This is a genomic window from Breoghania sp. (assembly GCF_030066895.1).
Classification (GTDB): Bacteria; Pseudomonadota; Alphaproteobacteria; order Rhizobiales; family Stappiaceae; genus Breoghania.
Window position 1 is genome coordinate 133,897 of sequence record NZ_JASJAV010000003.1, and the last position, 21,453, is coordinate 155,349.

Consider the following 21,453-nt stretch of genomic DNA (forward strand, 5'->3'; position numbering starts at 1 on the left):
GCTAGGTAAAATTAAACCGGCATTGGGTGCGAAATCTTGAAACGCAACGGGTTTCAGGCCGCGTTCTGCTTCCTCAGAAGACCGCGATTGACGAGAACTTCCGCGATTTGAACGGTGTTCAGAGCGGCGCCCTTGCGCAGGTTGTCCGAAACCACCCACATGTTGAGACCGTTCTCGACCGTTGCATCCTCGCGGATACGGGAAATGTAGGTCGCATCCTCGCCGGTCGCCTCGTAGGGCGTGACGTAGCCGCCGTCTTCCTGTTTGTCGACGACAAGGCAACCGGGAGCCTCACGCAGGATGTCGCGGGCCTCGTCGGGGCTGATCGGGTTCTCGAACTCGATGTTGACCGCTTCGGCATGGCTGACGAAAACCGGCACGCGCACGGCCGTGCAGGTGACCTTGATCTTCGGATCTAGCACCTTCTTGGTTTCGGTCAGCACCTTCCATTCTTCCTTGGTGTAGCCGTCTTCCATGAAGACATTGATGTGCGGGATCACATTGAAGGCGATGCGTTTGGTGAACTTTTGCGGCTCGACCGGGTCGTTGACGAAAATGGCGCGGGTCTGCTCGAATAACTCGTCCATGGCAGCCTTGCCGGCGCCGGAGACCGACTGGTAGGTCGAAACGACGATGCGCTTGATCTTGGCGGTGTCATGGAGCGGCTTCAGCGCCACGACGAGCTGCGCGGTCGAACAGTTCGGGTTGGCGATGATGTTCTTGTTGGAGAAGCCGACAATCGCATCCGCATTCAATTCCGGCACGATCAGCGGCACGTCCGCGTCGTAGCGCCAGGCGGAGGAGTTGTCGATGACGACACAGCCCTGCGCGCCGATCTTGGGCGCCCACTCTTTCGAAATCGATCCACCCGCGGACATCAGGCAGACATCGGTATCGGAGAAGTCGTAATTCTCCAGCGCCTTGACCTTCAGGATCTTGTTGCCGAAGGAGACTTCCGTACCCTGAGAGCGCCGGGAAGCGAGCGCGACGACTTCGTCGGCGTCGAATTGGCGTTCGTCAAGAATTTCAAGGATTTTCCGCCCGACATTGCCGGTGGCGCCGACTACAGCGACCTTGTAACCCATGATGCGTCCTTTCTGATCTTTGTCGGAGCCGCCCGTCATGGTGGATCCGGTGCCGGTTTCGTCTCCCGTCAAGCCGTGACCTCTCGGTCGACCGGCCTTCCGAGCCCCTCGACCCCGGGGAGCACGGGACAAGCGGCACCGTCAGACGGTCGTCGCGGCGGTCGTTTTCGTTGTTTTGATCGTGATGGAGACGGCAACACGGGTGCCCCCGCGCGCGCTGCGGCGGCTGGTGTCGATCGCAAAGCTGGCGTTGTGGCGCTGCATCATTGTCGCGATAGGAACCGTGTTTCCGATGCCGTTCTCATGAAGGCAATACCGGGAAAAGTCAATTGGGCCGTGTGCGGCACAAGGCGACACAAAAGCGCTTCCGATCGCAGCCTTCGTAAGGATCTGACCTTACGTATATATTATAAGTATTTATAATATAAGGATATTTTTTGAAATTTAGAAGCGTTTGTTCACTTCTTCGCCCCATTGTGGCCCCTCCAGGCAACGAAGCGGGCAATCTTTTCGATGAATTCTTCCCTCTCTTCGCGTCTCTTGAACATCAAGATCGGAACGCGCGTCTATGGGCTTGCAACCCTCTCCGTGATCGCGGCGGCGGTGCTAGTTTCCGTCTATCTTTTCGGCGACCGGCTCGTTGCCCGAGACGTTGCAAATCAGCTCGATTTTTCCCATCTTGCGCAGTTTTCGGAGCAATTGAAGACTGGCACCTTGCAGATGCGCCGCAGGGAAAAGGATTTCCTTCTTCGAAAGGATATCGAATATGCGCGCGCCTACGGGGACGAGGTCGGAACCGTCAGAAAGAGGATCAGCGAGATCGCCGCTCTGCCAAACTCAGCTTCGGTCAACTCGCAGCTCAAGGCGCTCGATACCGGTATCGACAGTCTGAATGCGCAATTCGCGGTCGTGTCCAGGCTCTATGCGGATCTTGATCTGACCGAGGATGAAGGCGTGCAGGGGCGGCTGCGAAATGCCGTTCATGCGGTTGAGAAGACGATCGATGCAGCCGATCTCGACGCCTTGACGGTCAAGATGTTGATGATGCGGCGACATGAGAAGGATTTCATGTTGCGGGGCGGGGAGAAATACATCGAACAGATCGACAAGCGCAGGGCCGAATTCGATGCGCTTTTGAAGGATGCGCCGCTGTCCGACGCGGTCAAGGCGGAGCTGAGCAGCCAGATGGATACCTATCAGGCCGGGTTTCACGAATATGCGGAGACCTCGGAAAAGCTCAAAAGCGCGATCGAACAGCTTAGCACGATATTTGCCGAACTCACTCCGGATTTCGACGCGGTTTTCGCTGCAGCGGAAGCGGGCAAGCAATCGGCGGAAAGCCATCTGAACGAAACCCGCGTGTGGACGCGGCAGATCTTCATCTATTCGGCGATCGCCGTGTTCCTCCTGGCATGTTCGCTCGGTTTCGCGATCGGGCGCAGCATCACGAGACCGTTGCGCGGGCTGACGTCGGCGATGCGTGTTCTGGCCGACGGCGAGACTTCGGTTGATGTGGCCCAATACGGCGAATTCCAACGAGCTCGGCGATATGGCGCGGGCGGTTGAGGTGTTCAAGGCCAATGCCATCCAGAACCAACGGCTCGTTGCCGAGCAGGAATCTCAGGAAGAGCAGGCACGTGCGGAGAAGAAGGAGCTGATGCGGAACCTGGCCGATGCCTTCAGTGAAAGCGTCGGACAGATCGTTTCTTCCGTCTCCGCGGTCTCAGCCCAGCTCAATGGGATGGCGACGCAGGTGTCCGGCTCCTCGCAGAATACCGATGAGCAGGCCAACACCGTTGCGGCGGCGGCGGAACAGGTTGCGGCCAATGTGCAGACGGTGACGAGCGCGGTGGAAGAGATGTTGGCGTCCGTGTCCGAAATCAATCGTCAGGTCTCGCGTGCTTCCACGGTTTTCGAGCGGGCCGCGAAGGCAATCGGCCAGACGGCGGAACAAATGCAGGCGCTCTCGGGGATGATCGACCGGATCGGCGAGGTTGTCTCGATGATTTCGGAAATCGCCTCTCAGACCAATCTTCTGGCATTGAATGCCTCGATTGAATCGGCGCGGGCTGGCGAGGTCGGCAAGGGCTTCGCCGTCGTGGCCAGCGAGGTGAAGGAGCTCGCGGGTCAGATGTCGAAGGCGACGGAGAACATCGCCAAGCTCATCGAGGAAATCCAGTCCGGAGCACACACGGCGGTGGCCGGTATCGGGGAAATCGGCGAGGTCATCGATGAACTGGAATCCCTGTCCCGTTCGATCGCGACCGCAATGAACGAACAAGGGGACACGACGCAGGAAGTCGCCCCAACATTACCGAAGCCGCGAGCGGCACGCAGTCGGTGTCCGGAAGCATCGCGACCGTGTCACGCGCATCGCAGGAAACGAACGCTGCTTCGGCGCAGGTGCATTTATCGGCCGAGCAACTGTCCGCTCAGTCCATCCGGTTGCGTGAAGAGGTCGATTGTTTCCTTGAAAGGATCCGTGCCGCCTAGGTTCCTTACGGCAGTGCCGGATATGGATCTGGAATTGCGTGATTTTACTTCGTGTTCTGGAGGTCAAAGGCACGCGCGCGGGATCAATGTGCTTTCCGGGTGATTGTCATCTCTCCGTCATTGGATATTCGCGACAACGTCACGAGGGTCCGAATGACCGCAGCTAACATGGCGAGGCAGAGAATGGCGTCAATAAGCCTTGAGGTTCTCCATGTGTGCCAAACCCACTCGCTTCCTTCCATTGTTTTGATTTGCGCTGACCGCTGCGCTGCGCTGTACTTTTTCGGCGGCCGAACTGTCCTTCTTCGACCGGATCGAGACCTTCCCCGTCTACAAGACGCTGCCTGAAGGCGTCGATCAGGCGACCGAGACGGCCGCAGAAATTATTGCTGCTTCCAAAGACGGCCAGACCCTCATCTTCACCGACAGTTCCGGCGAAGCCCTGGGTTTCATCGATGCGAGCGATCCCGCGAAACTGCTTTCCAAGGGGCGGGTCGCGCTTCACGGCGAACCGATTTCGGTCGGCATCGCGGGTCACTTCGCGCTCACTGCCGTCAATACCAGCGAAAGTTATGCCAATCCGTCGGGCAATCTGAGCGTTGTCGACATTCCTTCCCATGAGGTCAAGGCGATGTGCGACGTCGGTGGGCAGCCGGATTCCGTCGCCGTCAGTCCCGATGAGCGGTTTGTTGCGGTCGTTGTCGAAAACGAGCGCGACGAAGATCTGAACGAGGGTGAAATCCCCCAGTTGCCCGCCGGTCATCTGACGGTTTTCGACCTCGGCAAGGACGGTATGCCCACCAACTGGGATAGCGCACGCATTATCGATCTTCGCGATCTTGCAGAAATCGCCACCAACGATCACGAGCCGGAGTTCGTTTCGATTAATTCCACCAATCAGGCGGTCGTGACGATCCAAGAAAACAATCACCTGGCTATCATCGATCTGGCATCGGGAAAGGTGGCGGCGCATTTCTCTGCCGTAACGTCGAGTGCTGAAAACATTCCGGTGAAAAAGGCGCGCATGAGCGATGCATCCGGGTCGATCACGGATGTTCCCCGGGAGCCGGATGCGGTTGCGTGGCTCGATAATGAGCGCTTCGTCACCGCAAACGAAGGCGACTACAAGGGTGGGTCGCGCGGCTTCACCATCTGGAATAAAAAGGGCGATGTGCTCTACGACAGCGGCAATACGTTGGAGCATATGGGCATGCGTACCGGACAATATCCGACCAAGCGCACCCACAAGAAGGGAACCGAACCAGAGGGCGCGGCCGCAGGTACCTTTGGCGGCGAGAAGCTCTTTTTCATCAGCACTGAGCGTGCAGATTTCACGGCCGTTTATCGGGACACCGGCGGGGAGCCAGAATTCGTCCAGTTCCTACCCACTCACGTTGCTACGGAAGGTCTCCTGGCGTAATCTCTTCATTGTCGCAAATGAAAAGGACAGCGCGGATGACGGCGTCCGTGCCCAGGTCGGCATCTATCGCTATGGCGCCAAGGCACCGCAATACCCGACGATCGTTTCGGCCGAAGATCCCGCCAAACACGCTCCGATCGGGTGGGGCGCTCTCTCGGGGCTGACGGCCGATTCCGCGGACCCGGCTATCGCCTATTCCGTCAATGACAGCTTCTATGACGTTTCCCGCATCTAATGACCAACAACCTGTCCACATTACATGGAGTTCAGTGTGGGTTGAGATAAGGCTTGGAAATGTGTTCTAAATCAAAGTTTTGGGAGAAATCTGAGAGATTTTGCGGGGAATTATCCACGCCGCCGGTCATTGATGGCGACGGCGATCTCACAAGCGCGCGGCGGCGGGTTCTTCGCCTGTGCCGCTTCCAGAAGCAGGTTGTCCGTGGCCTCTTCCAACGACGTCTGCAGGGCGTCAATGAAATCGCCGTTCTGCAGCCCGGGCTCGATGGGGGGGAGAATGTCGACCACGACTGTTCCCGGGTAACGCTTGAAGGTATGGCGCGGCCAGAACAGACCGGAATTGAGGGCGATAGGCAGGACCGGGCATTTCAGTTCCCGGTAGAGATGGACGATGCCGTACTTGTAGTTGGGTTCGCCCCCGGCCGGGCGGCGCGTGCCTTCGGGAAAGATGAGGATCTGCCGGTTTTCGGCAACCGCGTCGCGCGCATGGGCGGTCATGGCGCGGAGAGCCGCGGACCGCTTTCCGCGGTTCACCGGGATCATCTTTATCTTGATCGTGTACCAGCCGAAGATCGGCAGCCAGGTCAGCTCGCGCTTAAGGATGAAAGTCGGGTCGGGGAACAGGGTGAGGAGGGCGAAGGTCTCCCACACGGACTGGTGCTTGGCGGCGACGATGAAACCGCCTTCGGGGATATTCTCGCGTCCGCGCACGTCGAGCTTGATGCGGGTGATCACGCGCAGCATCCACAGGCTTGCGCGCGCCCACAGAACGACCAGCGGCCAGCCGACTTTTCGCGGAAGGAAAAAGGCAGGCGTGTAAACGAACAAAGCGACGACGATGTAAAAATAGAAGCAGAAATTGAACAGCGCGGAGCGCAGAAGAACCATAGGAAGCGGTCCAGGGCTGGCCGGGGTTTGTTGAAAACGCTCCCCGGCGTCAGGGCTTAGCGTCGGTCGAAACCGCTGCGGTTGTCGTATCGTCTTGCGCCGGTTCCACGCCCGTGCGCAGCCACGCGACGATATACTTCACATATTCGCGCATGAGAAGCTTCATGGTCTCCGCCTTTAGATACCAGTGCGGCAGATTGAGGTCCGCGGCAAAGACCGGGTAGGGGAGAAAGAGCATATGCGGCATGGCGGTGCGCAGTTCCAGGATCCCGCGCGGCATATGGTAGGCGCTGGTGACGACGATCAGCGACTTGAAGCCGTGCTTCTCCGCCCACTTGTGGCTTTCGGTCGCGTTTCCCATCGTGTTTTTCGCCCGCCGGTCGAGATCGACGCAGCAATCGAAGATGCCTTCGTCGCTTTCGGTGAGCTTCATGATCTGCTGTGGCGTTGTGGCGGGATGCACGCCGGAAATCAGCAGGCGCTTGGCGTGCCCTGCTTGCAACAGGCTCAGCGCGCCCGATACCCGTTCGCGCCCGCCCGTCAGGACCACGATCCCGTCCGCGGTCGCCTTCGGATCTGCCACGAACGAGACGACGTGGATCGCAAACAGCACGTATCCCGCCAGAAACAGCGCGACGCTACCACCGCTCAGTACCGCCAGGGCAGCAACGAACTGCCGACGTCGCCTGTGAAGGCGATCGGCCGTGCGATCTTTCGACGTATTCGGGGGCGAGAGCAGCGTTTCGTCTCCAGATGAACGAAGCTCGGTCTAGGTGATTCAGATGATGCTAGCAGAATCGGGCCCCGGCGGGGTAAGTCTGCAGGACTTCGAAAGGGGCCGGTTCGATATTGCGGATGCAGATGGTGTCTCGACCGACGCCCGACGTGTTCTTGCCGATCGAGTCGGGGATACAAGCTAGTCCATATGCGTGAGATGATTGTGCACTGCAATGCGGGAGGTCAATGCGGTTAGAAGTGCCACCAGAACGACGACACCCGCAACCCCGAGATATCCGGTCAGCCCGATGCCTGCGCCCCCAATGAGTGCCGCGACCTGATCCGCCCCGGCAAAGCCGGTATCGCGGCTGTTCATGAGGTTGAAGATCACGAAGGACACGGCCGCCGCGCCGCCGCCGGCAATTCCTCCCCTGAGACCGAGCCAAAGGAAGTGGCGCTCGAACTCGCGGGCGATGAAGCTGTTTTCCGCACCGACCAGGTGCAGCACTTCCACGACCTCCCGGTTTCCCGCCATGGCGGCACGGGTGGCGAAGACGACGCTCAGCATCATGGCGATCAGCATCAGCATCAAGATGAGAAGGCCTCCGGTAACCACCGCTCCAGCCATGGAGGACAGCCTCTGCGTCCATACGGAGTGATCGTCGAGACTGCCGCCCTTGATGTTGGAGCTGATGGCATCGCGCAAGCCATGGAAATCGACCGTTTCCGGGTTGGTCAGTTTGACGGCGATGAGGCGCGGGACGGGCAGCGACTTCAGGTCAAGGTCGGAACCCAACCAGGGCTGCAGGAGAGAGCGGGTCTCCTCGTCAGACAGCGCACGTACCTCGCCGATACCCGAAAATTTCTGGGCAAGCGCGATCGCCTTGTCGATCTCGCGCACCATGTCCATGCCGTCGATGGGCTTGATCTGTATCGTCACCTCGCGCACGAGATCGTTTTGCCAGTCATGGGCGGCATCGCTGACGAGCGTCACGCCGCCGACCGTCAGGCAGGCGAGAAATGCCATGATGGCGACGACAAGCGTCAGCGCGCGGCCCGCAACGGATTGCTGGGGAACGATTGCGGCCGGCGGACGAATGGTGTGCTGGCTGCCTCTGGCCTGTCTCCGTTTGAGCGGTGGCTTGCGCAACTTGGAGCGCTTTGTCTTCTGCTTCGGACCGCGGGAGCCAGAGCCGCCCTTGCCGTCGTCACCGTTCGCGGGGCGTTTGCCCGCGTCCCTTTCCGCGATCGGTTCGCGCGCGGAACGGTCCCCCGCGCGTTTTGCGGCGGGGCCATTCGGCGGCTGTCTGGTCGGTGCCTTGCTCATACGGCGTCATTCATAAATGGTCATGCGGCCGTCGGCCAGCACGAGGCGTCGGGCATTGATCTGTTCCATCAGCCCGAAGTCGTGCGTGGCGATGACGATTGATGTTCCCAGTCGGTTGAGTTCGATGAAAAGCCGGAGAAGCCGCCGCGCCAGGGGTGGATCGACGTTGCCGGTCGGTTCGTCGGCAAGCAGCACTTCCGGCTTCGTGATCAATGCGCGCGCGATGGCTGCGCGTTGCTTTTCTCCGCCGGACAGCACCTGAGGCTGCACGTGCATGCGCTCGCCGAGGCTGACCCACTTCAAAAGCTCTATCACGTCGTCGCGGTACTGCGCCTCCTCGCGACCGAGCACGCGCAAGGGCAACGCGACGTTTTCATAGGTGGTCAGGTGGTCGAGCAGGCGGAAGTCCTGAAACACGACCCCGATGCGACGACGCACGACGGGTAGGTCGCGCAGGGAAATGGTTGCCGTGTCGCGCCCGAACGCCTTGATGAGACCGCGGGTCGGTTTCAGGGCCATGAAGAGAAGGCGCATCAGGCTCGTCTTGCCGGCGCCCGAAGGTCCGGTCAGGAACTGGAACGACTGCGGTTCGATCCGGAAGGTGATGTCGCGCAGCACCTCCGGGCCCATACCGTATCGCAGGCCGACATTCTCGAACCGGATCATGCGCACGCGCTCCCCGGTTGCACTGTGTCGCACTGCCGCGCGATTACGGATGCGGGGAATTCGCACAGGAACGTAACGTTATTCATGGTACCGTTCGCCAAACGGGGTTTTGGGGGGACTCGAATATCTCAAGCGTGCGGTTGTTCGTGCCGGAAAAATCATCAACAGGCAAATTCCGTGCGGGCGGTCGGGTTAACGTTTCATTAAAGATATCTGCGTCCCCTGTCGTGCGCGATTTCGCATACTGAGCGTGCCGTGGTTCCGACGTTCTGAAGTCGCGCAAAATGCCCGGAACCGGGAGCTTAAACGCGGCTGCGGGAGTGATTCGGACGTGAAGATAATCTGTCCGAACTGCAGCACAACATACGAGGTCGGAGCAACCAACATTGCACCGGATGTTCGTGATGTGCGCTGCTCGCGCTGCGGGATGATCTGGCATATGGATCCCGAAACGACCTCGGAAATGCCGTTCGATGCGTCGAGCGGGACGTCCGATGAGGACGATGCGTCTTGGATGGACGAGGTCGACGCGTCCAATGCGGACGACACGGACGAGATGGAGAACGCTCTCTCCGAGGAGCAGGACGAAGAGGGCGGCTCCGAGGACGACGGGAAATTCGACGACGATCCCAATTGGGCTTTTGCAGGCGCGGACGAGGAAGAGGCCGATCAGGCTCTCGAGAAACGCGACGCGAACGACGATTGGGAAAGCGAGATCGGGCTGAAGGATGCCTCTTCATCCGAAGATGATGAAGAGGGAGAGAGCGACGAAGAGGCCGTCGAGGATATCGAGCACGCGGCTGCGGCCGGAAGGAAGCGGCGCGGTCGCAAGAAGGCCTCGCGCGCTGCGGCGCGCTATTGGGTTTCGCCGCAGATGCGCGCGGTTCTGGGGTTTGCCCTTTTCGCCGGGTCAATTGTCCTGTCGATCACGATGATCACGCTGCGCGAGCCGATCGTGCGGGCCTCTCCGAACCTCGCCGATCTTTACGCCGCCGTCGGACTGGACGTGAATTTGCGGGATCTGGGATTTCGCGACCTGCGCACGTTCCGCGAATACGAAAAGGGGTGCGCCGATGCTGATCGTCGAAGGCACGGTGGAAAACATCCGCAATACGTCCGCACATGTCCCGGCGATCCGGCTGGCGCTGAGAAGCAGCGATTCCCAGGAGATCTACGCCTGGACGGTCGAGCCGCGCCAGCTTCGTCTGCGTGTGGGGCAAACCTTGCGTTTCAGCACAAGATTGGCCTCACCGCCCGATGTTGCGGCTGACGTTCTCCTTCGTTTCACAGACCGCACCAAGCGCCAGACAGATATTTGAACTCGGGTTCGACATGACGACCACTCCTGAAATCGCCGTCCTCTATGATGAGGACGTTATCGCCCAACGGGTGGACGAGATTGCTCGTGCGCTGGCGGAGGCAAAGCCGGAACGGTTGCTGGCCGTCGCCATCCTCAAGGGGAGCTTCGTCTTCGCCGCGGATCTAATTCGCGCCATGCACCGCGCCGGACTGATGCCGGAAATGGAGTTTCTTCATCTGTCGAGCTACGGGGCGGGGACGCAGTCTTCGGGCACCGTCAGGATCCTGCGCGATATCGGGAGCGACGTCGCGGGTCGCGACGTTCTGCTCATCGATGACATTCTGGAATCCGGTCGCACGCTGCTTTTTGCGCGCAATCTCATCGCCTCGCGCGGTGCACGCTCCGTTTCGGTGGCGGCGTTGCTCGATAAGCCGGGCCGTCGGGGGGCGGATCTGGAGGCCGATTACGTCGGTTTCACATGTCCCGACAAGTTCGTCGTGGGCTATGGAATGGACGCCGCTTACGCATTCCGGCAACTGCCGTATATCGGCTATCTGGTAGGGACGGACGATACAGCCTCAAAATAGCCTTGACTGGCGGCGATCCTTTAGAATCGATGCAATAACATGATGGAAATAAATACTGGGGCATTGTGCTTTGCGAGAACGGGCAATGCAGCTTCAGACGTTCCGACGCCGATCAGGGTCGGCGTACCGGACAGGAGGTTGAGGATGGCACGTATACTGGTGACCGAGGACGACGAGGCGGTTCGCTCTTTCGTGAGGCGGGCTCTCGAACTCGATGGCCATACGGTTGAAGTCGCCGAAGACGGCGGGCAGGCCGTCGATGTCATAAAGCAGGCCGACGGCGATTTCGATCTGTTGCTTTCCGACATCAAGATGCCGGTGATGGACGGTATCGCGCTGGCGCTGGTCGTTGCGCGCGACTGGCCGTCCCTGCGTATCCTGCTGATGACCGGCTTTGCCGATCAGCGCGAGCGGGCGCACAATCTGGAAGCACTGGTCCATGACGTCGTGACCAAGCCGTTCTCTCTGGCCGACATCCGTCGTGCCGTGTCTCTGGCGCTTGCCGGTGTGATCGACGACGATCGCAAGCTCTACGCCTGACATCGCTCGCCCGGCGGATCTCGCCTCAAGGCTCGATGATCACTTTGCCGCGCGCGCGCCTCTCCGCCAGTTCTGCGAGCGCGCGGCCCGTTTCTTCCAGCGGATAGACCGCATGAATGTGCGGTTTCAGTTTTCCTTCGACGACCCAATCGGGAAGCTGGGTGACATCCGCCCAGTGCTCCTCCGATTCGCGCACGATCGCTTCGCCACAGAAGATGCCGCGGATATCGCATCCCTTCAACAGCACGAGATTGAGCGGGATTTTCGGGATCTCGCCGGCCGCAAAGCCGATGATGAGATAGCGGCCCCGCCATGCGGTCGCCTTGAGCGCCTGTTCGGTGTAGTCGCCGCCGACGGGATTGTAGACCACGTCGACACCGCATCCGTCCGTCAGCGCCTTCAGCCTCAGCTTGAGGTCTTCCTCGGCATAGTTCACCGTCTCCACGGCGCCGAAGCTTTTGGCTAATTCGAGTTTTTCCGCCGATGAGGCGCAGGCGATGACGCGGGCTCCCATCAGCGTTGCAATTTCAACGATCGCCTAACCGCCACCGCCCGAGGCGTCGAGCACGGCAACGGTTTCGCCCGGCTGCAGGGCCGCACAGGGCATGAAGCGTCGTGCCCTAGGTCACGAGAATTCCGGCCGCGACCTCGAAGAAAACGCCTTTTGGCATGGCGATGACGTCTCTTCGGTGACGACCACCTTCTCCCGGCAGGTGCCGAAGCGGGGGTAGGCGACGACACGATCGCCCGGTTTTACACGGGTGACGCCGTCTTCGACTTCCAGAACTTCGCCGGCCAGTCCGGCGCCCGGTGAAAAGGGCATGTCCGGCCGGATCTGGTAACGGCCTGCGATAATGAGTGTGTCGGAAAAGTTCAGCGCCGCGGCTTTGACCCGCACCAGAACCTTTCCGGGACCCGCAGTCGGTTCGGGAAGGTTTTCAACTGCGAGCCTGTCCGGTGGCCCGTAAGCCTTGCAAAGGACGGCCTTCATTTGTGTTTCAGCCCATTTTTCGCTAGATCCTCTCTCCGCTGGTACCATGACCCCAGCGGCATTGAAAGATTTCGTTAACCATAATTGGCCGTTCGGCGGTCGCCAATGACGCCCTTCCGGTAGGCGAGGGGGCGGTTAGAAGCGGGATGTACTTGTATGCACGGCTATTTCGCGATCGGAATCGAAGGCGTGTCGAAGGTGATGAACCTCGGCAATCTGATACGCACCGCGCACGGGTTCGGAGCGTCGTTCGTCTTTACCGTTGATGCGAACAAGCGTCTGGGACGCGTTCCGCCCTCCGACACCTCGCGAACGCCGGATCACACGCCGTATTATGCCTGGAAATCGATCGACGACATGCAGCTTCCCGGCGGCTGCAAGCTGGTTGGTGTGGAATTGATCGACGATGCTGTGGATCTGCCCAGTTTCGGCCATCCGCTTAAGGCAGTCTATGTTCTGGGCCCGGAACACGGCTCGCTCTTGCCGCAGATGCTGGAGCGCTGCGATCACGTGATCTGCATTCCGACCGGCTTTCGCATCAATGTGGCAACGGCCTGGGCAATCGTGATGTATCACCGGGTCCGGACAATGGGGCGTTTTGCCGAACGTCCCCTGGTGGGCGGGGCATCGCGCGTAGGAACTCGCGGCGCATGTCCATGGTGGGCCGATCACGCAAACCGGAAAAACGCGGCAAACTTTGGAAGGGTTAAGTGGTCAGGAGCCACACTCTCGCCAGATTTTTCGGGACAGCGTTGTCCGTGTCCCACCGGATATGCCCTTATCCCCCGAAACGGAAGGCCTGCGGAACGGTCAACCCTTTCGTAACCCTGGTTTGGGTAACCTTTGATTGAGGTTTACGACCGATGAATTCGGCCGGCCCGTTTTTATTCAAGCAAAGCGGTTTGGAGATGATGTACGCACGTATGCTGGCTATGGCCATTCTGGCCTTCGCTCTGTCGGGCGCTGCCGCGAACGCGCAGTCCCCCTCCCTCCTGAGCACGTTCAACGATTGGGCTGCCTATGCCCATTCCGGCCAGAAGGGCAAGGTCTGCTACGCCTTGTCGAAACCGACCGACATGCAGCCCGCCGACCGCAATCACGGCGAGGTGTTTGTCTTCGTCTCGACACGGCCCGGCGAGAACGTTCGCGACGAGCCGAGCTTCCTGGTCGGCTATCCGTTCAAGGAAGGTTCGTCTGTGGCGGTCGATGTCGACGGCAACAAGTTCACGATGTTCACCAAGGGCGACGGCGCCTGGGTGGAGAATGCAGCGGAAGAACAGCGCCTGGTTGTGGCCATGAAGGCCGGACACTCGATGAAACTCTCCGGTGTTTCTTCGCGCAATACCAACACGTCCTATACGGTGTCGCTGTCGGGCGTCACGGCTGCGATCAACACGGCCGACAAGGCCTGTCAGTAAGCTTTTCGCCGAGCGTGGGACTCTCGCATCGCCGGCGAAAAACGATATATAGAGGCCACGGGCTGGGGGCGGTGACAGGCAGTCGCCGCCCCTTTTGCCGTATCGACACTTCATCAGACAGCCGAGTTCAAGAGAGAAACCCATGGCGGTATCCCTCGATACGTCCCAGATGCGCGCCGCACGCGCGACAGCACGGCCGCAGCCGACCCCCATGGCAGCGAATGCCCCTGCGCACACGGAAGCGGAGGAGAAGCCGTCGCTTGTCAGTCGTTCGCGCGAGGAACTCGGCAATGCGCTGATGCATATCGGTGTGCCGGAAAAGCAGGTCCGCATGCGGGTCGCGCAGCTCTGGCACTGGATCTATGTGCGCGGCTTCACCGATTTCGATCGGATGACGAACGTGTCGAAGGACCTGCGCCAACGTCTGGCGAATACCTTCACGCTGGCGCGTCCGGAACTGGTGACCGAACAGATCTCAAACGACGGCACGCGCAAGTGGCTGCTGCGCTTTCCCTCGCGCGGCGCCGGGCGTCCGGTGGAGATCGAAACCGTCTACGTTCCCGAGGAAGGTCGCGGGACGCTGTGCGTTTCCTCGCAGGTCGGCTGCACGCTCACCTGCACCTTCTGCCATACGGGTACGCAGACACTGGTGCGCAATCTGACCTCGGAAGAGATTATCGCCCAGATCATGGTCGCGCGTGACCGGCTTGGCGATTTCCCCGATGCGTACACCCCGCAGGGCGCGATTGTGCCGAATGAGGGGCGGATGGTCTCCAATGTCGTAATGATGGGCATGGGCGAGCCGCTCTACAATTTCAACGAGGTGAAGAAAGCGCTGCTGATCGCCTCGGACGGCGAGGGCCTGAGCCTTTCCAAGCGTCGGATCACGCTTTCCACCTCCGGCGTCGTGCCGATGATTGCGCGCGCGGGGGAAGAGATCGGCTGCATGCTGGCGATTTCGCTGCATGCGGTGCGCGACGAGTTGCGCAACAAGCTGGTGCCGATCAACAAGAAGTATCCGCTGAACGAGCTTCTGGATGCCTGCCGCTCCTATCCGGGGCTGTCGAATGCCAAGCGCATCACGTTCGAGTACGTCATGCTGAAGGACGTCAACGATTCGCTCGACGATGCGAAGGAACTGGTGCGGCTGCTGAAGGGAATGCCGGCGAAGATCAATCTGATCCCGTTCAATCCCTGGCCAGGCTCGCCCTATGACTGTTCCGAGTGGGAGCAGATCGAGATTTTCGCCGATTACGTGAACCGGGCCGGCTATGCCTCGCCCATCCGTACGCCGCGCGGGCGCGATATTTCGGCCGCCTGCGGGCAGCTCAAGAGCGAATCCGAGCGGTTGAGGCGGGCGGAACGCGAGAAGCTCGAGGGTATATCGCACGGCGACTGACGGGTGCGCCATGTTGCCTTCCACATCTTCGGACGGCTTTTCGCCATTGCCTTTGCCTATTGCCTGGCAGCTGTTGCGGCGAGTTTCTTCCTGGCCTTCGCCGTGCCCGGTTGGGCGCCGGGGGCCTGGATGGTCGATCATTGGCGCATCGGCGGTGACGTCTTCATCTACGACTACCACGCCTCCGGAGAGGTTGCGGATCTGGCCGATACGATGACGCGCATCGTCGTCGGAGCGGTCGGGGTCAGCGTTATCGGCGGTCTCGCCTTTGTGCCGGCGGGACTTGCGATCGTCATGGCCGAGATCTTCCGACTTCGCTCCATTCTCTATCATGTGCTCGTTGCAGGACTGATCTCGATCGTCCTTCTCGTTGCGACCTGGATTCCTGGGGCTGGGTAGGAACGCCTGCCGCCCGACTGGAACCTGTTTCTGGCGGCCGGTTTTGTCGGCGGTCTCGTTTATTGGCTCATCGCGGGTCGCGGATCCGGCTTCTTTCGGCAACGGCAAGACGCTACGTGATCGAGCCTCCTATTGAGCGCGCAAGCTGGCGCTGTCTGCACTGAATCGGTCGGGTGTCGGCGGTGAATAGTCGGGACCCGCTTGTCCTCGACCGCCGAGCCTGCTAGCCCCGATGCATCCTCTGTGAACATTGTTACACCGGTCCGCCATGCCCACACTTGCTTCCCATTCTTTCGATGCCTTCGTCGTTTCCGCTGGTTTCCTCGGCGATACCGCGTATTTTGCCCTGGGTGACGGGGCCGTCCATCTGATCGGGCCGGAAACGCATGTCGTTCAGGCTCACAAGGGCTCCGTTCTGGCGGCAAGTCCGGCGCGGGACGGGAAAAGCCTGGTGACATCCGGCGACGATGGGCGGGTCGTGCGTATCTCGGGCGACGGCACGCTCGAGGTCCTTGCCGAACGCCTCCGCAAGTGGATCGACATTCTTGCCACGGGACCTGACGGAGCCGTGGCATTTACCTGCGGGCGCACCGCGTGGACGCGGGACGCAAAGGGCGTCGAGAAGGAATTCGCCGCCGATCGTGCGGTGGGCGATCTCGCTTTCGCGCCGAAGGGCATGCGTCTTGCCATGGTGCGATACGGCGGTGCGACGCTCTATTGGATCAATACCGAGGGCAAGCCGACTAAGTTTTCCTGGGCCGGGGCGCACAATGCGATCCTCTGGTCGCCGGACGGAAAATACGTCGTCACGTCCATGTAGGAAAACGCCTTGCACGGGTGGCAGCTCGCCGATGGGCATGACATGCGCATGACCGGGTATCCAGGCAAGGTCAAATCGATGTTCTGGTCGGTTCGCGGGCGCTATCTGGCGACATCCGGCGCGGCCGCTGCGATTCTCTGGCCGTTCTCCGGCAAGTCCGGTCCTATGGGACAGGAGCCCCTGCAGTTCGGCGCGCGCGGTGAAGGGTACCTGGTGACCTCGGTTGCCTGTCACCCGGACGATGAAGCCATCGCGATCGGCTATCAGGACGGCCTGATCCTCGCCAGTCGGTTCATGGACGGGGGCGGAGCGGGTTCTGCGGCGTCCCGGCGAGAGGGCTATTTCAGCTCTCTCCTGGAGTGCCGACGGCATGAAGCTCGCCTTCGGCACCGAGGAAGGCGCCGGTGGCATCATTGCACTGGCTTGAAATCTTTCCCGCAAAAGCTCCGGTTTCGCGTCCCCGTTCGCGGAACCGCAGTGGGTTCAAGTCCATCTTGGATTCGGAATAACTTCTTTTCCCCCTTGCGTCTTTTCGCGCTGTTGCCGTATGGTATGTTTTACATCGCAATAGACCATGATCGGGAACCTTCATGGAAACGATAACTTCGAGCGCGGGTATGGTGGTCGCGCCGCATATGGCGGCTGCGAATGCGGGCGCGGAAGTACTGAAAGACGCGGGAACCGCCGTCGATGCCATGATTGCGACGGCGGCCACCGTCGCGGTTGTCTATCCGCACATGAATGCCATCGGCGGACGGCTTCTGGTTGATCGCGCCGAAGGGCAGGGATCCCTGGTATGTCGAGGCCTGCGGTCCCGCCGGGGCGAAGGCCTCGATTGCCGCCTATCACAAGGCGGAATGCGAAACTGTTCCGACACGTGGTCCGCTTGCAGCTCTGACGGTGCCAGGCACCATCGGTGGATGGGCGAGGGCGCACGAAATCGGGACGCATCTTGGGGAGGGCTCCCTATGGCCGTCTTGCTCGAAGATGCCACGCGGCGCGCGCGCGAAGGAATCTCGGTTTCCCGCAGCCAGTTTGCTCTCACGACTGAAAAGCGCCACGAACTCGAAAATCAGTCGGGCTTTGCCGATATCTAAATTCCAGGTGGAAAGGTTCCCGAGGAAGGCACTCTCCTGAAGCAAGAGCGGCTTTCCGATACGCTCGATTATCTCGGACATACCGGTCTCAATGATTTCTATCGCGGCGATGTGGCGGCGACGCTGGCCGCCGATCTGGAGGAAATTGGTTCGCCGGTGACATTTGCCGATCTGAAGACCTATGAGGCGCGCCTTCGCCAGCTCCTTGAAACCCGCCTAAAGGTCGGTCGCCTCTTCAATTCTGCTCCGCCGACACAGGGGCTCGCCTCGCTCATCATTCTCGCTCTTTTCGATCGGCTCGACGTGGCGCGCGCGGAGAGCTTCGACCATGTGCATGGTCTGATCAAGGCAACGAAACGAGCATTTCTGATCAGGGATCGTTTCGTGACCGATCCGGCCCATATGGACGTCGATCCGAAAGACTTCCTGTCTCCGGACTGGCTTGATCGCGAGGTCGGGGAGATCGACCGCAAACGCGCAGCACCCTGGCCGCATATTGCACAAAAGGGCGATACGGTCTGGCTTGGTGCGATCGACGCGGCCGGGAATGCGGTTTCTTTCATTCAATCGATCTACTGGGAATTTGGGTCGGGCTGCGTTTCGCCGCGCACAGGGATCCTGATGCAGAACCGCGGCGCGAGCTTTTCGCTCAATCCGGCGGACGCGGTAAACCCGCTTCAGCCCGGTCGTCGGCCCTTCCACACGCTCAATCCCGCGCTTGCCCAGCTTCGATGATGGGCGAACCGTCGTTTACGGCACCATGGGCGGCGAAGGGCAGCCGCAAACGCAGGCCGCCATCCTATCGCGTGCGATCCTATCCGGTCAGGATATCGGAGAGGCGATCGACGCGCCGCGTTGGTTGCTCGGTCGGACCTGGGGCGATGAGACGACCGCGCTTCGCCTGGAAAATCGATTCGACTCCGATCTCGTCAGGGATCTCGAACGGGTCGGGCATCGTGTTGTGGTGATGGACGAGGCGTATTCCGACACGATGGGACATGCCAGGATGATCGTTCGCGATGCGGCCGGGTCACTTCTTGAAGCGCATGATCTGCGCGCCGATGGCGGTGCTGCAGTCGGTTAGCGCGAGGCAGTCTGACCCTCAGCACTGTCCAGGCCGACCTTGCGGCGGATATCGTCGGGTGTCGCGCCTACCGCGCGCAGTTCCGAAAACCCTGTGGAAGCTGCCGACTTGGCGAGCTTGTGGCCGTCTTCGTCCAGGATCAGGCGATGGTGACGGTACTTCGGGGCGGGCAGGCCAAGCAGGTCCTGAAGAAGGCGATGAATGGATGTGGCCTGAAGGAGGTCGCGTCCGCGCACCACGTCGCTGATCTCCTGCAGGGCGTCATTCACGACCACGGAGAGGTGATAACTCGTTGGCGTTTCCTTCCGCGCCAGCACGACATCGCCCCATTGAAGCGGATTGCCGACGATCTCCGTTTCCCTGTCAGGGCCCGCTTCCCGCCATTTCGGAGCCGAACCAAGGCGCGCAAGGGCGGCCGTCGTATCGAGCCGCAATGCGGTCGGTTCTGCCTTGAGCCTGCGGGTGATCTCGGAGGCGTCGAGAATAGCTTCGTCGCCGGGGAAGAGCGGGGTGCGCCATCGGGATCCTGCGGCCAAGGTCGTCCGTCAGCGGCGGCCTTGGTCGCTCCCTCGCGAATTTCGCGGCGGCTCGCCACGCTGCGTTTGACGAGGCCCATGGAATCGAGCCGTGCGAGCGCCTGCGCATAATCCTCGAAATGTTCCGATTGGCGATGGACCGGGTCTTCCCATTCAAGCCCGCTCCATCTGAGGTCGCGATAGATTGCGTCCTCGAATTCGGGACGGCACCGGGTGGTGTCGATATCCTCCATGCGCAACAGCAGTCGTCCGTCCACTCGGTCCGCACATTGCTGATTGAGCAAGGCGGAATAGGCGTGGCCCAGATGCAGAAAGCCGTTGGGCGATGGGGCGAACCGGAAAGTGGGGCGTTTAAACATTCGACTTCCGAACCACGGCGGATTGCAAAGGCGGCAAGGCTTGTGTTGAACGTTGATACTGGTCGCGTGGATATTATGGAACCGTTTCGGGATGTCTGCTTCTATCAGCGTGCGCCTTAATGAAGCGAGTCGGTGAGGGGAGCGCCGTGAAAAGTCTGAATACCCTTGAGGATATTCAGGACGGGCTGGATGCGCTGCTTGCGCTCGATCCCCGACTGACCGCCATCGCGCAGGCTGCCGGTCCGTTGCCGCTTCGGCGGCGTTCGACCGATCTGAAAGAGGCTTGCCCATATTGTCGTCGGTCAACAGGTGTCGGTTGCCAGTGCAACCGCGATCTATTCGCGGTTTGAAGCCCTCGTCGATCCCTTTGATGCCGCCACGTTCAGGACGCACGACGATGCGGCTCTTGCCGGAGCCGGTCTGTCGCGGCCGAAGATCTGCACGCTTCGCGCCGTATGCGCGGAAGTGGAGGCGGGGCTCGATCTGGCGGCGCTTGCCGAGGCTCCGGGGGACGAGGCGCATGCCCGGCTTTGTGCGATTTCGGGAATCGGTCCCTGAACGGCGGATATTTTCCTGCTGTTCTGTGTAGGGCATCCGGATATCTTCCCTGCCGGTGATCTCGCCTTGCGGGAGGCTCTGCGCGCTGCCTTCATGCTCGATGAACGACCGAAGATCGGGGAGGCGGCGGAGATGGTGCGAGCCTGGACGCCATTGCGTGGTATCGCGGCCTGGCTTTTCTGGTTCTACTATCGAATCCTGCGCCAGGGCCGCGAGGTTCTGCCGATCTGATGCCTCATCGGAAACGAAAGTCTTGAAAGGCCGCTTGCCCTGAAAAACGCGAAAGAGACCGGGCGGCAAAGGGAGGAACGATGTCTTTTCCTGTTACCACCTGGCTGATTGTGGAGCTTTCGGTGCTGTTTCTGATCCTGACCGCGCGCGTTATCCAGCATCGCATTCGCTGCAAGGTGTCGCTTGGTGATGGGGAGGATCCGGGGCTTCGCAGCGCCATTCGCGCTCAGGGCAATCTCGTGGAATCCGCACCGTCCTTCGTTCTGCTCATTCTGGTGGCGGAACTTCAAGGGGCTGCGGTGTGGCTGATTGGGGGGGGGGGGCTCGCGGCGGCCTTCTTTCTGGGGCGTGCGATCACGGCCTATGCCTTGGCTTTCTGTGCAATCGAGCATGCCGCTTCGCTCCGGCGGCATGCTCCTGACCATGTTGCCGATGATCGCCGCGATCATTGTCGATCTGGCGATCGTGCTCGCCTGAAGCGTGGTGTTGCCCCAGGTGAGCGGCGGTCGATTGTTTGGTTTCGCTCGTATTTCGGCTAGCCGTTGGCGATGTACTGCGCACCGTTGATCGTCAGGGACCGAGCCGGTCATGAAGGCGGCGGCGTCTGAGGCGAGATAGGTGGCCAATTCGCCGATTTCCTCCGGATGCCCCAGACGTCCGACGGGAATGGTCGAGACGATGCTCTCCAACACCTTTTCGGGCATGGCCGCGACCATGTCGGTGTTGATGTAGCCGGGACAGATGGCGTTGACGGTGATGCCCTTGCGCGCATTTTCCTGGGCAAGCGCCTTCGTGAAGCCGATGACGCCTGCCTTGGCGGCGGAATAGTTCGTCTGTCCCATCTGGCCGTTGATCAAGGAAATGTTGATGATCCGGCCGTGCCCGCGCTCGCGCATGCCGTCAATGACTGGACGGGTCATGGAGAACATGCTGTCCAGATTGGTGGACATGACCTCGCGCCACTGTTCCCAGCTCATCTTGTGGAACATTCCGTCACGGGTGATGTCCGCATTGTTGACGAGAACGTCGACCGGGCCGAGTTCTTCCTCGACTTTTGCAATTCCCGCGACGCATTCCTCGGGATGCGATACGTCTCACTTGTAAACGTGGATGCCGGTTTTCGCCTTGAAGGCTTCCGCCTTCTCCACATTGCCGCGGTAGGTCGCCGTGACCGTGTATCCGGCTTCTTTCAATGCAAGCGAGACCGCCTCGCCGATGCCTCGCGTGCCACCGGTTACCACTGCAACTGAACTCATAACTTCCCCCTGACCTAGTCCTCACCTCGTGCATCGCCTTACGTA

General features: G+C 60.5%; 24 protein-coding genes and 5 pseudogenes. 19 read left to right on the forward strand and 10 right to left on the reverse strand.

Translation table 11 applies throughout. The annotated features are described in order from the left end of the window. Nucleotides 1–53 precede the first annotated feature (53 nt). Both QNJ43_RS05870 and QNJ43_RS05875 read right to left on the reverse strand, forming a co-directional pair. Complete coding sequence (locus QNJ43_RS05870) at nt 54–1,085, reverse strand: aspartate-semialdehyde dehydrogenase (RefSeq protein WP_300468555.1); 1,032 nt, start codon at nt 1,083–1,085, stop codon at nt 54–56. Between the two features lie 141 nt (nt 1,086–1,226). Further along, the gene (locus tag QNJ43_RS05875) at nt 1,227–1,352 is read right to left on the reverse strand and encodes a hypothetical protein (RefSeq protein WP_300468196.1); all 126 of its coding nucleotides are present in this window, start codon (nt 1,350–1,352) and stop codon (nt 1,227–1,229) included. A 273-nt stretch (nt 1,353–1,625) separates the two neighbouring features. Here QNJ43_RS05875 and QNJ43_RS05880 point away from each other — a divergent pair, with 273 nt between their 5' ends. Both QNJ43_RS05880 and QNJ43_RS05885 read left to right on the forward strand, forming a co-directional pair. Beyond that, nucleotides 1,626–2,651, forward strand: coding sequence for a hypothetical protein (locus QNJ43_RS05880; RefSeq protein ID WP_300468197.1), 1,026 nt, complete (start codon nt 1,626–1,628; stop codon nt 2,649–2,651). After that, entirely contained in the window at nt 2,596–3,681 is a 1,086-nt protein-coding gene (locus QNJ43_RS05885; protein ID WP_300468199.1) for a methyl-accepting chemotaxis protein, read from the forward strand. Before QNJ43_RS05880 ends, QNJ43_RS05885 begins: the two co-directional genes overlap by 56 nt. A gap of 60 nt (nt 3,682–3,741) precedes the next feature. Here QNJ43_RS05885 and QNJ43_RS05890 read toward each other — a convergent pair whose 3' ends face one another. Further along, on the reverse strand, nt 3,742–4,341 hold the full coding sequence (locus QNJ43_RS05890) for a hypothetical protein (protein WP_300468201.1): 600 nt from the start codon (nt 4,339–4,341) through the stop codon (nt 3,742–3,744). Between QNJ43_RS05890 and QNJ43_RS05895 the strand changes: the two genes are divergently transcribed. Together QNJ43_RS05895 and QNJ43_RS05900 are read left to right on the forward strand one after the other, a co-directional pair. Further along, complete coding sequence (locus QNJ43_RS05895; RefSeq protein WP_300468203.1) at nt 4,327–4,998, forward strand: hypothetical protein; 672 nt, start codon at nt 4,327–4,329, stop codon at nt 4,996–4,998. The two genes, QNJ43_RS05890 and QNJ43_RS05895, sit on opposite strands and share 15 nt — an antisense overlap. Beyond that, the gene (locus QNJ43_RS05900) at nt 4,973–5,233 is read left to right on the forward strand and encodes a hypothetical protein (RefSeq protein ID WP_300468205.1); all 261 of its coding nucleotides are present in this window, start codon (nt 4,973–4,975) and stop codon (nt 5,231–5,233) included. The genes QNJ43_RS05895 and QNJ43_RS05900 overlap by 26 nt, the downstream gene beginning before the upstream one ends. A 110-nt stretch (nt 5,234–5,343) precedes the next feature. Here the strand turns inward: QNJ43_RS05900 and QNJ43_RS05905 are convergent, their stop codons facing one another. From QNJ43_RS05905 to ftsE, 4 genes are all read right to left on the reverse strand, one after another. Next, nucleotides 5,344–6,123, reverse strand: coding sequence for a 1-acyl-sn-glycerol-3-phosphate acyltransferase (locus tag QNJ43_RS05905; protein WP_300468206.1), 780 nt, complete (start codon nt 6,121–6,123; stop codon nt 5,344–5,346). A 49-nt stretch (nt 6,124–6,172) separates the two neighbouring features. Further along, entirely contained in the window at nt 6,173–6,736 is a 564-nt protein-coding gene (locus tag QNJ43_RS05910) for a YdcF family protein (protein WP_300468208.1), read from the reverse strand. 303 nt (nt 6,737–7,039) lie between these two features. After that, complete coding sequence (locus QNJ43_RS05915; RefSeq protein WP_300468210.1) at nt 7,040–8,167, reverse strand: ABC transporter permease; 1,128 nt, start codon at nt 8,165–8,167, stop codon at nt 7,040–7,042. Between the two features lie 6 nt (nt 8,168–8,173). After that, entirely contained in the window at nt 8,174–8,833 is a 660-nt protein-coding gene (gene ftsE / locus QNJ43_RS05920) for a cell division ATP-binding protein FtsE (RefSeq protein ID WP_300468212.1), read from the reverse strand. 427 nt (nt 8,834–9,260) lie between these two features. Between ftsE and QNJ43_RS05925 the strand changes: the two genes are divergently transcribed. The 3 genes from QNJ43_RS05925 (at nt 9,261) to QNJ43_RS05935 (ending at nt 11,260) form a co-directional block, all read left to right on the forward strand. After that, nucleotides 9,261–10,103: a hypothetical protein gene (locus QNJ43_RS05925; protein ID WP_300468214.1), complete on the forward strand. Its 843-nt coding sequence runs from the start codon at nt 9,261–9,263 to the stop codon at nt 10,101–10,103. Between the two features lie 62 nt (nt 10,104–10,165). Further along, entirely contained in the window at nt 10,166–10,720 is a 555-nt protein-coding gene (hpt, locus tag QNJ43_RS05930) for a hypoxanthine phosphoribosyltransferase (RefSeq protein WP_300468217.1), read from the forward strand. Between the two features lie 144 nt (nt 10,721–10,864). Continuing rightward, nucleotides 10,865–11,260 carry a response regulator gene (locus QNJ43_RS05935; RefSeq protein ID WP_300468219.1) on the forward strand — a complete coding sequence of 132 codons (396 nt, stop codon included), beginning with the start codon at nt 10,865–10,867 and terminating at the stop codon, nt 11,258–11,260. Nucleotides 11,261–11,285: 25 nt separating this feature from the next. Here the strand turns inward: QNJ43_RS05935 and QNJ43_RS05940 are convergent. Further along, nucleotides 11,286–12,251, reverse strand: a pseudogene (locus tag QNJ43_RS05940) (NADPH:quinone oxidoreductase family protein). A gap of 156 nt (nt 12,252–12,407) precedes the next feature. Here QNJ43_RS05940 and QNJ43_RS05945 point away from each other — a divergent pair. The 8 genes and pseudogenes from QNJ43_RS05945 to QNJ43_RS26815 all read left to right on the forward strand — a co-directional run bounded on the left by QNJ43_RS05945 (nt 12,408) and on the right by QNJ43_RS26815 (nt 18,468). Then, nucleotides 12,408–13,076, forward strand: a complete 669-nt coding sequence (locus QNJ43_RS05945) for an RNA methyltransferase (RefSeq protein WP_346432873.1) — start codon at nt 12,408–12,410, stop codon at nt 13,074–13,076. A 98-nt stretch (nt 13,077–13,174) separates the two neighbouring features. Then, nucleotides 13,175–13,669, forward strand: a complete 495-nt coding sequence (locus QNJ43_RS05950) for an invasion associated locus B family protein (protein WP_300468221.1) — start codon at nt 13,175–13,177, stop codon at nt 13,667–13,669. 142 nt (nt 13,670–13,811) lie between these two features. Then, on the forward strand, nt 13,812–15,068 hold the full coding sequence (gene rlmN / locus QNJ43_RS05955) for a 23S rRNA (adenine(2503)-C(2))-methyltransferase RlmN (protein WP_300468223.1): 1,257 nt from the start codon (nt 13,812–13,814) through the stop codon (nt 15,066–15,068). Nucleotides 15,069–15,071: 3 nt separating this feature from the next. Next, on the forward strand, nt 15,072–15,467 hold the full coding sequence (locus QNJ43_RS05960; protein ID WP_300468225.1) for a hypothetical protein: 396 nt from the start codon (nt 15,072–15,074) through the stop codon (nt 15,465–15,467). A 268-nt stretch (nt 15,468–15,735) separates the two neighbouring features. Then, nucleotides 15,736–16,714 (forward strand): annotated as a pseudogene (locus QNJ43_RS05965) (WD40 repeat domain-containing protein). 268 nt (nt 16,715–16,982) lie between these two features. Continuing rightward, nucleotides 16,983–17,424, forward strand: a pseudogene (locus QNJ43_RS26805) (gamma-glutamyltransferase). Continuing rightward, the gene (locus QNJ43_RS26810; protein WP_346432894.1) at nt 17,421–18,119 is read left to right on the forward strand and encodes a gamma-glutamyltransferase; all 699 of its coding nucleotides are present in this window, start codon (nt 17,421–17,423) and stop codon (nt 18,117–18,119) included. The pseudogene QNJ43_RS26805 and the gene QNJ43_RS26810 overlap by 4 nt, the downstream one beginning before the upstream one ends. Further along, the gene (locus tag QNJ43_RS26815; protein WP_346432874.1) at nt 18,103–18,468 is read left to right on the forward strand and encodes a gamma-glutamyltransferase; all 366 of its coding nucleotides are present in this window, start codon (nt 18,103–18,105) and stop codon (nt 18,466–18,468) included. Before QNJ43_RS26810 ends, QNJ43_RS26815 begins: the two co-directional genes overlap by 17 nt. On the opposite strand, the pseudogene gluQRS reads toward QNJ43_RS26815, so the two are convergent. Further along, nucleotides 18,465–19,363: pseudogene (gene gluQRS, locus QNJ43_RS05975) on the reverse strand (tRNA glutamyl-Q(34) synthetase GluQRS). The gene QNJ43_RS26815 and the pseudogene gluQRS sit on opposite strands and share 4 nt — an antisense overlap. A 146-nt stretch (nt 19,364–19,509) precedes the next feature. Between gluQRS and QNJ43_RS26820 the strand changes: the two are divergent. The 4 genes from QNJ43_RS26820 to QNJ43_RS05985 all read left to right on the forward strand — a co-directional run bounded on the left by QNJ43_RS26820 (nt 19,510) and on the right by QNJ43_RS05985 (nt 20,691). Beyond that, nucleotides 19,510–19,713, forward strand: a complete 204-nt coding sequence (locus QNJ43_RS26820) for a hypothetical protein (protein WP_346432875.1) — start codon at nt 19,510–19,512, stop codon at nt 19,711–19,713. Further along, a complete protein-coding gene (locus tag QNJ43_RS26825) occupies nt 19,673–19,921 on the forward strand; it encodes a hypothetical protein (RefSeq protein ID WP_346432876.1) in 249 nt (82 codons plus the stop codon). Before QNJ43_RS26820 ends, QNJ43_RS26825 begins: the two co-directional genes overlap by 41 nt. 66 nt (nt 19,922–19,987) lie before the next feature. Then, on the forward strand, nt 19,988–20,152 hold the full coding sequence (locus QNJ43_RS26830) for a hypothetical protein (protein WP_346432877.1): 165 nt from the start codon (nt 19,988–19,990) through the stop codon (nt 20,150–20,152). A gap of 80 nt (nt 20,153–20,232) precedes the next feature. After that, nucleotides 20,233–20,691, forward strand: a complete 459-nt coding sequence (locus tag QNJ43_RS05985; RefSeq protein ID WP_300468226.1) for an MAPEG family protein — start codon at nt 20,233–20,235, stop codon at nt 20,689–20,691. Here QNJ43_RS05985 and phbB read toward each other — a convergent pair. Next, nucleotides 20,688–21,408 (reverse strand): annotated as a pseudogene (gene phbB, locus QNJ43_RS05990) (acetoacetyl-CoA reductase). The gene QNJ43_RS05985 and the pseudogene phbB overlap by 4 nt on opposite strands. Between the last annotated feature and the right edge of the window lie 45 nt (nt 21,409–21,453).